General features: G+C 42.8%; 12 protein-coding genes. 7 read left to right on the forward strand and 5 right to left on the reverse strand.

Translation table 11 applies throughout. The annotated features are described in order from the left end of the window. Positions 1-17: 17 nt before the first annotated feature. The 3 genes from rarD to uvrB form a co-directional block, all read right to left on the reverse strand. On the reverse strand, positions 18-950 hold the full coding sequence (rarD, locus tag PV763_RS00115) for an EamA family transporter RarD (protein WP_420937151.1): 933 nt from the start codon (positions 948-950) through the stop codon (positions 18-20). Positions 951-1,112: 162 nt separating this feature from the next. Beyond that, positions 1,113-1,700, reverse strand: a complete 588-nt coding sequence (locus PV763_RS00120; RefSeq protein WP_420937152.1) for a lipocalin family protein — start codon at positions 1,698-1,700, stop codon at positions 1,113-1,115. Between the two features lie 144 nt (positions 1,701-1,844). After that, positions 1,845-3,866, reverse strand: coding sequence for an excinuclease ABC subunit UvrB (uvrB, locus tag PV763_RS00125; RefSeq protein WP_420937153.1), 2,022 nt, complete (start codon positions 3,864-3,866; stop codon positions 1,845-1,847). Between the two features lie 365 nt (positions 3,867-4,231). Here uvrB and PV763_RS00130 point away from each other — a divergent pair, with 365 nt between their 5' ends. Then, positions 4,232-5,020, forward strand: coding sequence for a hypothetical protein (locus tag PV763_RS00130; RefSeq protein ID WP_420937154.1), 789 nt, complete (start codon positions 4,232-4,234; stop codon positions 5,018-5,020). A 287-nt stretch (positions 5,021-5,307) separates the two neighbouring features. Here the strand turns inward: PV763_RS00130 and PV763_RS00135 are convergent, their stop codons facing one another. Continuing rightward, positions 5,308-5,487, reverse strand: a complete 180-nt coding sequence (locus PV763_RS00135; protein WP_004646507.1) for a hypothetical protein — start codon at positions 5,485-5,487, stop codon at positions 5,308-5,310. Positions 5,488-5,937: 450 nt separating this feature from the next. On the opposite strand from PV763_RS00135, the gene PV763_RS00140 reads away from it, so the two are divergent. The 5 genes from PV763_RS00140 to PV763_RS00160 all read left to right on the forward strand — a co-directional run bounded on the left by PV763_RS00140 (position 5,938) and on the right by PV763_RS00160 (position 10,262). Continuing rightward, on the forward strand, positions 5,938-7,011 hold the full coding sequence (locus PV763_RS00140; protein ID WP_420937155.1) for an OmpW/AlkL family protein: 1,074 nt from the start codon (positions 5,938-5,940) through the stop codon (positions 7,009-7,011). Between the two features lie 155 nt (positions 7,012-7,166). After that, positions 7,167-8,381: an MFS transporter gene (locus tag PV763_RS00145; protein ID WP_420937156.1), complete on the forward strand. Its 1,215-nt coding sequence runs from the start codon at positions 7,167-7,169 to the stop codon at positions 8,379-8,381. Continuing rightward, on the forward strand, positions 8,374-8,508 hold the full coding sequence (locus PV763_RS00150) for a hypothetical protein (RefSeq protein WP_420937157.1): 135 nt from the start codon (positions 8,374-8,376) through the stop codon (positions 8,506-8,508). The genes PV763_RS00145 and PV763_RS00150 overlap by 8 nt, the downstream gene beginning before the upstream one ends. 178 nt (positions 8,509-8,686) lie before the next feature. Then, the gene (locus PV763_RS00155; RefSeq protein ID WP_420937158.1) at positions 8,687-9,652 is read left to right on the forward strand and encodes a TauD/TfdA dioxygenase family protein; all 966 of its coding nucleotides are present in this window, start codon (positions 8,687-8,689) and stop codon (positions 9,650-9,652) included. Positions 9,653-9,932: 280 nt separating this feature from the next. After that, positions 9,933-10,262: a four-helix bundle copper-binding protein gene (locus tag PV763_RS00160; RefSeq protein WP_153566495.1), complete on the forward strand. Its 330-nt coding sequence runs from the start codon at positions 9,933-9,935 to the stop codon at positions 10,260-10,262. Between the two features lie 94 nt (positions 10,263-10,356). On the opposite strand, the gene sthA is transcribed toward PV763_RS00160, so the two are convergent. Then, on the reverse strand, positions 10,357-11,772 hold the full coding sequence (gene sthA, locus PV763_RS00165) for a Si-specific NAD(P)(+) transhydrogenase (protein WP_004646501.1): 1,416 nt from the start codon (positions 11,770-11,772) through the stop codon (positions 10,357-10,359). Between the two features lie 213 nt (positions 11,773-11,985). Between sthA and lipA the strand changes: the two genes are divergently transcribed. Next, positions 11,986-12,999 (forward strand): lipoyl synthase, encoded by a 1,014-nt coding sequence (lipA, locus tag PV763_RS00170; protein WP_005246834.1) that lies wholly within the window; start codon positions 11,986-11,988, stop codon positions 12,997-12,999. The last annotated feature ends 278 nt before the right edge of the window (positions 13,000-13,277 follow it).

The raw sequence follows: 13,277 nt of genomic DNA on the forward strand, positions 1-13,277 counted from the left end.
TCAATCTCTTTTTAATTTTAAGAGTTGAGCCGGTCCTGATAGTTTTCCAGATTTTTCTTAAGGGCTAATTGCTGTTTACGCTGCTTCAGCAAATGCAATATTCCTTCCACAACCAGTAATAAAACAGCCAACCAGATTGGAATATAGGTCAACCATTCACCTGATTCCACGCGCTCCCCAAGTGCCATCGAGGCAAAAGCCAGCAGTACCGGCTCCAGATAACTCAACAGCCCAAAGATGACAAAAGGTAAATATCGGCTGGCCAAAATATAGCTACCCAAACCGAGCGCACTTAAAAAGCCTAATCCAAGAACTGCCAAGATCAAGTGGGAGTGATTCAACATGAGCGGCATGGAATCGCTATAGATAAAGCCCAAATAACATGCCACAGGCAAAATCAGAAATAGATCCCACCAGAATCCCCCAAGATGATCGGTCGCGAATTTACGCCGCATAAAGAAATAAAGTGGATAAGCTAAAGCGACATAGACCGTTTCCCATGCGATCGAACCGATCCGCCAGATTTCATGTCCTACTCCCAACACTGCCAGAGCAACGGCGACCATCTGGAAAGATGACAATTTTTCTTTGTAAAGCGCACAACCGACCAGCACCATCACCAGAGGCAGGAGAAAATAACCGAGCGAGACTTCGAGGCCACGCCCATTGATAGGCCCCCATAAAAATAACCACAATTGCGTGGTACACAACAGTGAACTGATCAGCAACCAGATCAAGAATGAAGGCTGTTGCAACACCCGCTTAAAGATATTGCTAATATGTTTCAGATCACCCGACCACCACATGAAGGCAGTCAGGAATGGCAAGGTCGCCAGCATACGCCAGGCAAAGGTCTGTTCACTATCTAAAGGCTGTAAAAAAGGCGTAAATACATAGAGCACTCCAAAAACCACAGAGGCCAAGACAGATAACGCGATGCCTTTATACATAGTCAAACTCTACTTTCATTCGCCGACATTATAACGATTAGTACAATAGAAAGCTTGATGCTTCATCTATTTAAAATGTAGTCATCTCTCGATTTTAGATTGTTTTTCGACACGTAAAATAAAAAACCATGCCGTAGCATGGTTTCCATTAAGACGATATTTTTATCTTTGAGTTTGTTTGGTATGAATCACATCACTCAGGTCATAACCGACAGACTGTGCATATTGTAAATATTCATTTACCACATTTTTATCCAATTGAGGATCACGTGAGAGTATCCACATATATTTGCGTTTAGGCTCACCAACCAGAACAGTTTGATAATTTTCATCCAGTTTTAAGACCCAATAATCGCCACGAGCGACCGGAATCCAGCGAATAAAGTCTGGTAAGAAACTGACTTTTAGCTTGGTGTTCTGCGGTGGATTTTGCACAAATGCCTCGCCCAATGACTGGGTTTGTCCACCATCTTTTTTAATGCAGCGGTTATCCACCACGATATTGCCATTTTCATTTAAAGTATAAGTCGCTGTGACATCACGATCACACTTGTTTTGAAAATATAAAGGTTTGCGTGCTACTTCGTACCATGTCCCCAAATAACGGTCCAGTTCAACTTTCTCAATGGTCGGTAATGACTGGTCTTTCGCATAAGCCATGGTAGCGGCGCCCAAACCGAGAAGAACCGCACTACCCACCGCAATTTTTGCCAGCTTTAATCCAGTACGTGAAGATTTTTGAGTTGTCATAAAGATACCTATTGCATGTTCACAAAATATTTATTTAAAAATTTCTGTTCATACAATAGCTTTATCCAATTCCTAAATTTGTTACATTATGTTTGGTTTGTGATTGATTTTACGTCATTTAAATAAGATTTAATGCAACAAAAATCAATCAAACATCTGGGCTTTTAAACGCACAATTTCATCACGCATACGCGCAGCCTGCTCAAACTGCAGCTCTTTGGAAGCTTTCAACATTTCTTTTTCAAGCTTGTTAATGTGTTTCGCAAACATTTTCGGATCTGCCATGATATGCCGCTCATCTGCACTGATCGCACGTGCCTGATCCGAGGCTTTCAATTCAATTGAATCATCATCCAATACTTCACCGGTATCAATTTCCTTGATCACCTGACGCACTGCACTGCGCGGGGTAATGCCATGTTCTTCATTAAACTGAATCTGCTTGGCACGACGACGGTCCGTCTCATCAATGGCTTTCTGCATCGAATCAGTGATTCGGTCTGCATACAGAATCGCCTTACCTTTCAAGTTACGTGCAGCGCGGCCAATGGTCTGAATGAGAGAGCGCTCGGAACGCAGGAAACCTTCTTTATCCGCATCCAGAATGGCCACCAGTGACACTTCCGGCATATCCAGCCCTTCACGCAGCAGGTTAATCCCAACCAGTACATCATGCACCCCAGTACGCAGTTCATGAATGATTTTGACCCGCTCAACCGTATCGATATCCGAGTGTAAATAAGCGACCTTAATCCCGTATTCTTTCAAATAAGAGGTTAAGTCTTCAGCCATGCGCTTAGTCAAGGTCGTAACCAGCACCCGCTCATTAATGTCTTTACGTAGATTAATTTCTGAAAGCACATCATCGACCTGCGTCAGAACTGGACGAATTTCAATTTCCGGATCGATCAGACCAGTCGGACGTACCACCTGCTCGACAATCTGCTGGGACTTTTCCAGCTCGTAACGTGCGGGCGTTGCGCTGACATAAACGGTCGTCGGCACAATATGTTCCCATTCCTCAAATTTCATCGGCCGGTTATCCAGCGCGCTTGGCAAACGGAATCCGTAATTCACCAGATTTTCTTTACGCGAACGGTCGCCCTTATACATGGCACCAATCTGCGGCACCGTCACATGCGACTCATCAATAATTAGCAAGGCATCATCCGGAATATAATCAAACAAGGTCGGCGGCGCTTCACCCGCAGGACGGCCAGATAAATGGCGTGAATAGTTTTCAATGCCATTGGTATAACCCAATTGCTGCATCATTTCCAGATCATAGCGTGTACGCTGCTCGATGCGCTGTGCTTCCAGCAGTTTGTCATTTTCACGGAAGAACACCAGTCGCTCTTTGAGTTCGTCTCGGATGGTTTCAATCGCGCGGGATAAATTGTCTTTAGGCGTAACATAATGGCTTTTAGGATAAATGGTCACGCGAGGTACTTTGCGAACCATCTTCCCGGTCAGCGGATCAAACCAGCGAATAGAGTCAACTTCATCATCAAACAGTTCAATCCGGATGGCATCCTGATCCGATTCAGCCGGAAAAATATCAATAATTTCACCGCGAATACGATAAGTACCACGCAGAAATTCCAGTTCGTTACGCGAATACTGCATCTCGACCAGACGGCGAATAATATCATCACGGCCAATGCGGTCACCCTCCACCACATGCAGCAACATGCTCATATAGGCATTTGGATCACCCAAACCATAAATCGCAGATACCGATGCGACAATAATCGCATCACGTCGCTCTAGGAGTGAACGGGTTGCAGAAAGGCGCATCTGGTCAATATGGTCATTAATTGCAGCATCTTTCTCGATAAAAGTATCTGAAGATGGCACATAGGCTTCCGGCTGATAATAATCATAATAACTGACAAAATATTCGACGGCATTATTGGGGAAAAATGCTTTAAATTCGCCGTAGAGCTGCGCAGCCAAAGTTTTGTTATGTGCCATGACAATGGTCGGACGCTGTGTCTGTGCAATGACATTGGCCATAGTATAGGTTTTACCAGACCCAGTAACCCCCAGTAAAAGCTGATCATGAAAACCCTGTTCAATGCCTTTGACAAGTTTTTCAATGGCCTGTGGCTGATCGCCTGCTGGTTGATAACTGGTCACTAATTCAAAGGGTTTTTTATCACTCATAGCTTTCGCTGACTTCGCTGCGGATATAGATTTGATTTATTATGAGGGTAAATTGGAATTACTCAATCCCTGCTTAGGTTTCTGTTTGGTAAAATAAAACAATATTAGTATTCATTATTTGTTAGCGCTTGACTCATTCTCTAGTTTGAAAAATCATCAATAAAATATACAGTTACAAAGCGAATAAATACAGAAAAAACCAAGCATTTTCAGCCAGCAGCTTTATTTGTGCATACTCGGCATCATGTTTTGCCTTATGGGTGAAATATTACTCTCTCTGTTTGGATATCGCTGCAGAATAATGCCTTGACCCCTATGCATTTCACGGGCAACATGAAGATCAGGATGGCCTAGAATAGACAATTATGACTTACTACTATCACGATGAAAGTATTGTTAAATCCCTTCCGGAAAATACGGTTTTTGTTTTTGGCAGCAACTTGGCTGGACAGCATGGTGGTGGAGCAGCCAGAACGGCACTTGAGCATTTTGGTGCAGTCATGGGCGTGGGTCGTGGCTGGGCGGGTCAGAGCTATGCTATTCCCACCATGAACGAGCATTTGCAACAAATGCCGCTCTCACAAATCCAGCACTATATTGATGACTTTAAGATTTACACCAAAAATCATCCTAAAAATAAATATTTTATTACTTCCTTGGGTTGTGGGATCGCAGGTTATAAGGTCGAGGAAATTGCACCGATGTTTAAAGGCATCTCACGCAATGTCATTTTCCCGCAATCTTTCCGTCCTTTTGTCGAAAAGCCGCTGCCAAAATTAAGCGCAAATTTCTTACATACCATATTCCGCGATTCCGTGATTTTAACTCCGGCCAGCGATGAGTTGATTGAGGAACTGCCTTTGAGCGAAAATGAAAAAAGCCTGGCAAGAATTATTTTAAATACCCAGATCTATCCGACCGACAGCAATGGACGGGAACGTGTCTTTGAAATTGAAGATATCCTGCATAATCTGAATACCAAGCTGGTCGATTTTCAAAGCCATTCAGAAGGTGCCATGTTGTTTGGAGGCGTGATTTTAGCACTACTAGAACTTTATAATATTAACGAGAAAGATTTTATCGATGTCTGGCAAGGTGAGCGAGAAATTGCGCCACCGAAACCGGAAAATAAAGCGCGTAAAAGCATTCGTTAGTGCTATCAAAATATCTTTCAAAAAAAAGCCAATGTTTGAATTGACTTTTTTTCTGGACGGCTAATATGTTGAATATGAAATCCATCAGGTCTGGATTTTATTTTGATTGGCATTTAGAGAGCTTAAATATTTCGTTTACTTTATTAAAAATAGAATTGAAAAAGATTTGGATAAATTAGAGCACTATTTTCTATTTGCTCGAAAAATAAATCAAATATTGCTCACCAACTCCCTAAAAACTTCCACAAAAAAGCCATGATTTATCATAGCTTTTTGAGTCTGATCAATTAGCGTTTGCCCATTGAACGGCGAGTGCCACGTGGTGGCATCCAAGTACGGTCAGCATAACGCTGTGGTCTTGGTCTTAAATCTTCCAGAACTTCTTCTGCAGCATTTTGCTCTGCTTGTTTGATCGGGAAAGGTAAATTAACCAGGGGCTTTTTTTTGGGAGGAGTTTGGGTGCTCATGTGATTCACTCAATAATATATGCAGCTATTGTACAAAAAAACTCAGTCGACTGGGTAGCAGGATCTTGGATAAATTCATATACTATTGTTTTTTAAAAATAAAAAATCATCCCATAATGATAAATGCTTGCATCAATGCAGCCTAAAATTTACCTAAACTCTCATCTATATCTTCCATGATAAAAATTCATTCAATTGAAATTTTAACGCTCTCAAGAGCAAATTTCCTTCACTTTTATACTTAAGCTATTAAGGTAAAAGTAATTATTTTTACACACTATACATTTCTTAAAACTCAAGAGATACAAACAAAAAATATACAGCAGTTACCAATATTAACCATCGATTAACTTTTGACCTGTTGTTCTATAACTGAATTTTTTAATGTAATTCACATAATTAGTTAACTAGAAAAACGAATAAACAAACTGGACATGGAGTTCCAAATCAATGAAAACATTGCTGGCATGTATGGCAGGCCTAGCCACTTTACCTATGGTCGCGCATGCAGATTCCCCTTATTTTAGCTTGCAAGATGGAGATGGCTTTAAGCGCTTTTCGGTATCAGTCGGTGCATTGCATGTGATGCCGCAAGGCAAGGCCCAACCATTTAAAGTGAATACTGCTGTCAAAGAAGGTGAAACATCACAAGTAGGTGATATCTCAATTGACTCTGTGAAAAATAATCTTGATCCAGACATGGACCCAAACCTTTCCTCTGTTTTTGTTAATATTCTCGATCGACTTGGTACAGAAACACTGCCCGCAACGCTCAGTGGACGAGCTGAAATTTATGGACTGGAAAGCTGGAATAATCCTGGTACTGGCCTGGAAGCAGATGATGTCACCACTTTAGGCATTATGACCAATTACTATTTTACCGATAATATTTCTTTTGAAATGAAAGCCGGCATTCCCCCCAAAGTAGACTTGCAAGGCAGTGGTAAAATTTATGCCCCTTTTTCTGCGCTTGCTACCCCAAGTTTAGGTTCGATCGATTTACCCGGCATTGAGTTAAAAAATGATATTCTCATTACTGATCTGGAAGCTTATGGGCCGGCCGCCTCTGCCCGCGCCTGGACACCTGCCTTTGAATTCCAGTATCACTTTGGTAAAACCGGAGTGAATAAATTCCGGCCTTATGTCGGCTTAGGTGTGATGTATGCCTATTTCAATGAACTGGAAATTAACTCACGTACCGAGCAAGACCTAATTGCTGCAGGACATATGATTGCCAATATCAAGGAAGGAAAAGCAGGTGCTTCTCTGGATGGCACGCCAAGTTCAGCCAACCCGAAAGTTGATCTGGAAGCATCCGATGCTTTCGCGCCTGTGGCCACGGTCGGCTTTAGCTATGACTTTAATGACACCTGGTTTGCAGTCGGTTCAGTATCTTATGCATATCTAAAAAATGACACGACAATTACAGTGACAGATGCAAATCTAGGTGAGCTGATTCGCTCTAAAGCCGATATTGAAGTCAATCCGATTCTGGCCTATGCTGGGATCGGGATGCGTTTCTAAGTTTGAAACCCGATATTTGATTAAACGGCTTCGGCCGTTTTTTTAGGCTTAAAATATTGATAAAAAAAATTTATCTTTTGATCAATATTTATTTAATCGCCTCTATTGCTTGAATCGAATACTATACATATCAACTTTATAGGCATGAATGACGTATGGCTGACAGTCAATTTTCCAAAGCTCTTATTTTTATGCTGATTGGCTCCGCCATAATTTTGGCACTGTCACTGGGTGTACGTCATGCCTTTGGTCTGTATCTGGTACCGATGAGCGAAGAGTTTGGCTGGGGTCATAATGTTTTTAGTCTGGCCATTGCCATGCAAAACCTGATCTGGGGTGCAGTGCAGCCGATCACCGGGGCATTTGCCGATAAATATGGCAGCAAGATTGTGGTGGCTGTAGGCGGCGCCTTATATGCAATCGGTCTACTCTTGATGGCAGTCAGCTCGACCGGATTATTGCTTAATCTGAGTGTCGGTTTAATTTTAGGTCTAGCCCTGTCTGCCACCTCATTTCCGGTCTTATTATCTGCGGTCGGGCGTGCTGCCCCACCAGAAAAGCGCAGTTTGGCGATGGGAATTGCCAGTGCGGCCGGGTCTTTTGGTCAGTTTATCATGCTGCCTTCGACCCTGTTACTATTACAGAATGTTGGCTGGTCAGCGGCGCTGGTGGTCAGTGCCATTTTAATTGCATTGATTGTGCCATTGGCTTGGATGCTGAAAGCACCGATGTATGTTAATCCCAACGCATCCTCTACCCCCAATAAAGTCTCACTTAGTTTTAAACAGATTCTGGTGGTGGTGAAAAATCATAAACCTTTTTGGTTTCTGGCCATGGGCTTTTTTGTGTGTGGTTTTCAGGTAGTTTTTATTGGCATCCACCTGCCAGGCTATCTGATTGATCATGGCTTTAATGCCACAACCGGTACGATTTTCTTAGCCTTAGTAGGTTTGTTTAATGTAGTAGGCACCTATACCGCCGGTTGGCTCGGTGGCAAATATTCCAAACCGCATCTGCTAATGGGATTATATGCCTTGCGTGGAATTGCGATTATTGCCTTTCTCATGCTGCCTCTCAGCACATGGACAGTCTATACCTTTGGTGTCATTATGGGGTTACTCTGGTTATCGACCGTTCCGCTGACCAATGGCATTGTGGCGAATATGTTCGGGGTGAAATATCTGACCATGCTCAGTGGCATCGTGTTCTTTACCCATCAGGTTGGCTCATTTTTTGGTGGCTGGCTCGGTGGAGTCAACCATGATTTGAGCGGCAATTATAATGCGGTGTGGATGCTATCAATTGTCCTCAGCATTTTTGGCGTACTGGTGCATTTCTGGGTCAATGAGGAGCAAATCGTCCATGACTGATTCTCTACTGAAACTCAAACTCTCGATTGCTGTGGCAATCCTACTTTTACTGGCTTTGTCGATTGGACTGTGGTTTCAAACCCCTCAGCTGTTTGAATATTTTAATCAGGCTTTCTGCGCACACTAAACTGTTGAAATATCCTCAGCAGAAAATGCGCAATCCATCGCAGAATAAGTTAAATGTTTTAAAATCAAATGAATAGTAAAAATATAAGATTATTCATAAACTTATCACTTCTTTTGATTTTATTTCAGTCCGGAATTTTCTTAGATTCTCATCAACAAGAAAATTCTGAGACTTGATAATGACCAGCTTAACCCAACTTTCACAAGCCATTCATGATGCTCCACGCTGGCATCAGCAAGATCAATTTCAACATCCGGCTGAAATCAAGATTGTACCGCAAACCGGTCAGGCCTTAGGCGCAGTGGTCTATGGTCTGGATGCCCGTAAAGCCCAATCATCCGAAACCATTCTGAAATTAAAACAGGCACTGGCCAAGTATCTGATTTTGATCTTTAAGCAGCAAAGTCTGGATGATTTACAGTATCTGGCGTTTTCAACTTATTTCGGTTCCATTTTCCGCCCAGGTGCAGATACGCCGGTATTGGCTACGCAGTCCGATAGTGGTGTTCCACCCGATGTCGTGCCGGTTTCCAATGCTGTTGGTCAGGGAGATTACACCGGGCATGGTGAACTGACTCCACATGCCGATCATCAATGGACACCCCTACCTTCTTTTGGTTCCCTTCTGTATGCAATTGAACTGCCTCAGGACGGCGGGCAGACTAGCTGGATCAACACCATTAAAGCCTATGATGCATTCAATAAAGAAACCAAAGCACAGATTGATCAGCTGCAACTGATTACTTATAACCCTTTCGTGCGCCGTCAAAAAACCAGAGATCAGGCTGATGATCAAGGTTATGGCAATAGCCCGCTGTATCGCTTTAAAGATCAGCCCATATTAAGTCATGCCTATCCACATCCACTGGTGCGCACTCATCCTGAATCCGGTCGTAAAGCACTTTGGCTGAATACGCATACCGAAGTCGAACTGGTCAATTATGATGATCAGGCTGGCAGTCAACTGATCGCAAAATTACGTGAGCATATTTCAAAACCTGAGTTCGCTTATGAACATCACTGGGAAATTGGCGATATCGTGTTCTGGGATAATCAGGTGACTTTGCACTCACGCCGTCCATTCCCGGCTGATCAGCGCCGTTTATTAAAACGCATCAGTCTGGCGGGTAGCCGTCCGTTTTAATAATAAAAACAAGAATAACGAGAAAGGTAGAGCTAGTTTAACCCTTCAAAAATTACGATTCATCATGTCGATCTTCCACCATTGAGACTTTGACCGCCTCAATGGTTTTTTATTTTCAAATAAAAAAAATTAATTCCAACTATCGTTCATGATCCAGTAGATCTCTAACAAAACAAAGTAGCTGTTTACTTTTCCTCACCTAATCTACCTAGTGTATTTTCCTTTTTCTGCTTAGCTTATTAGAAAATCAGCAACAAACCTATGGAAAGAGGAAACGACAATGAATCAGCTTCAATTTTCAGATTGTGTTCAAACCTGTATGAACTGTTCCCTGGCCTGTGCCAACTGTGCCAGTGCCTGTCTTAAAGAAGAAGATCTGGAGATGATGCGGGAGTGTATCCAGCGCTGTCTGGACTGTGCAGATATCTGTCAGTTGTGTGCCCGTATGGAACAAAAGCAGTCTCCATTCATGCATGAGATATGTGAACTTTGCGCAAAAGCATGTGACTACTGTGCAGAAGAATGTGGCCAACACCAACATGAACATTGTCAGCAATGTGCCGAAGCATGCCGCCGCTGTGCTGAAGAATGCCGAAAAATGGCGGCTTAAAAATTCAATTTGATCAACTTGACTGACTTAATCACTTCCAATAAAAAACCGCAAGTGAAGACTTGCGGTTTTCTATCTAAGTCAAATATCTCACTTAGAATAAACGATTCATACCATTTAACGTTGCTACACGGTAAGCTTCCGCCATGGTCGGATAGTTAAACGTGGTTTCTACAAAGTACTTGATCGTATTGTTCGGGCTGTTCATGACTGCCTGACCAATATGGATAATTTCAGAGGCATTATTACCGAAGCAATGTACCCCCAAAACTTCCAGTGTTTCGCGATGGAACAGAATCTTTAATTCGCCCATAGTATCACCGGTAATCTGTGCACGTGCCAAATGACGGAACGATGCCTGACCGACTTCATACGGAATCTTTTCTTCCGTCAACTGCTGTTCAGTCTTACCAATCGAAGAAATCTCAGGAATGGTATAAATCCCAGTTGGAATATCAGTCACCGGCGCAACGTCTTTCTCGCCGCTCATGTTGGCACCTGCGCAACGACCTTGGTCATAGGCAGCAGAGGCTAGCGAAGGCCAACCGATTACATCACCGGCAGCGTAGATATTTTCTACTTCAGTCTGATATTGATCATTCACAGTCAATTGACCACGGCTGTTCGGTTTCAGGCCGACATTTTCAAGGCCTAGACCATCGGTATTGCCTGAACGGCCATTACACCACAAAATCGCGTCGGCTTTAATTTTCTTGCCGCTTTGCGTGTGCATCACCACATGGTCGTCAAATGTTTCTAAAAAGTCGATCTGTTCATTATGACGAATCAGCACACCCTGTTCACGCAAGTGATAAGACAGCGCATCAGAGATTTCATCATCCAGATAGCTTAAAAGTTTGTGTTGGGTGTTGATCAGGTCAACTTTATGTCCCAAACCAATAAAGATCGAGGCATATTCACAACCGATTACACCTGCGCCATAAATGATGATTTTCTGGATGGAATAGTCCAGATCCAGAATTTTGTCTGAATCAAATACACGTGGATGATTAAAATCAAGAATGTCTGGACGATATGGACGCGAGCCGCTGGCAATGACCAGTTGCTTAAACATCAGCGTTTCTTTAATGCCATCTGGGTTAAATACAAAAATGGTATTTTGATCCTGAATGTAGGCACGACCATGATAAATATCAATTTTATTGCGGTCGTAGAAACGTGAATGTGTATCTACTTGTTGTTGAATAACTTTATGTGCATGACGCAACACTTGCTTCATAGTGAACTGCTTCCAGTCCCCAACTTTTTGAAACAGTGGATCACGTTGATAACGGATAATACTGGATACTGTTTGACGCAATGCTTTACTTGGAATCGTACCGACATGGGTACAGTTACCACCCAGCTGTTCACGCATCTCAACGATTGCAACACGCTTACCAGATTTGGCAAGTTTCATTGCCGCGCCTTCGCCCGCAGGGCCCGAACCTAGAACTACCGCATCATATTTAACGAAAGTCCCACTAACGACCTCTTTTTTACGTGGCATTCAACGCTCCTCAAAATTAAAAAATTCACTTTAATCTACACTCTTATTATGACGTAAATCCTGTTGATTTGGTGTATTTAACTCACATATATTGCTTGATAAGAACATTTTTTAAATGAATACCCCTTTTTGCCCTATTTAGAACGAAGTCCGTTATAATAACTGCGCTATCTTTGAGTATCTCCCCCTTCAAAAACAGTGGAAAAGTTGAATATGTCTGAAAACCGTAAACCTGAACAGGGCGTCAAACTTCGCGGTGCGGAAAAAGTTGCCCGCATTCCTGTAAAAGTTGTTCCTACGGTTGAAACGCCACGCAAGCCGGACTGGATCCGGGTGAAAATGGCGGCACCTGAAGAAGTTCAACGTATTAAAACCACATTACGTCAGCAAAAATTACATACGGTGTGCGAAGAAGCCGCCTGTCCAAACCTGCCTGAATGTTTTGGTGGCGGTACTGCGACTTTCATGATTATGGGTGATATCTGTACCCGTCGCTGTCCATTCTGTGATGTGGCTCATGGCCGTCCAAATGCACTGGATGCAGATGAACCGCGTCATATGGCTGAGACCATTGCCAACCTGGGTTTGAAATATGCGGTAATCACTTCGGTAGACCGTGATGATTTACTGGATGGCGGTGCACAGCATTTTGTCGATTGTATTAAAGAAGCACGTGCTCTAAGCCCAAATACCTTACTCGAAATTCTGGTGCCGGACTTCCGTGGCCGTATGGATATCGCGCTGCGTATCATGACTGAATGTCCGCCAGATGTGTTTAACCACAATATCGAAACTGTACCGCGTTTATATAAAGCCATGCGTCCAGGTTCTGACTATCAGCACTCTTTAAACCTGCTAAAAATGTTTAAAGAATACTGCCCGGACGTACCAACCAAATGTGGTCTCATGGTCGGTATTGGTGAAACTGAAGAAGAAGTGCTTGCTCTGCTTGATGATTTACATGCGCATGGCGTGGATTATGTGACGATTGGTCAGTATTTGCAGCCTTCAAAAGAACATGCAGCGATTGACCGCTTCGTAACACCTGAAGAATTCGAGCGTTATACCGAACATGGCCAAAAACTGGGCTTCCGTAATATCTGGGCAGCACCAATGGTTCGTTCAAGCTACTTTGCCGACCGCCAATACTACGGCGAACCTGTACCAGCAGTGCGTCGTAAAGTGGATCCTGCCAAAAAAATTGCAGTTCAGGCCATTGAAGCTTAATCCTGTTTAAACTAATGAAATAAAAGCCCTCTCTTGTAGAGGGCTTTTTTATCTCTTCAATTTAAATCTTTACTGAGTGTTAAACCCCATTTTTTATTTTAGATAAGATTAAGTCATTACTTATCTTCACATTTCTTTGCGCGTTCTCACTTGAAGACTGAGCATTTTTCAAACAATCTCAAAAATAGATGAAAGATTTAAAAATATCGTTGCAAGACTTGAAAACGATCATTCTCACACGTGCAATGCTGAACCTGTCCGATCCTCAAGCGACAAAA

It is taken from the genome of Acinetobacter sp. AS5 (assembly GCF_048957595.1).
Taxonomy (GTDB): Bacteria; Pseudomonadota; Gammaproteobacteria; order Pseudomonadales; family Moraxellaceae; genus Acinetobacter.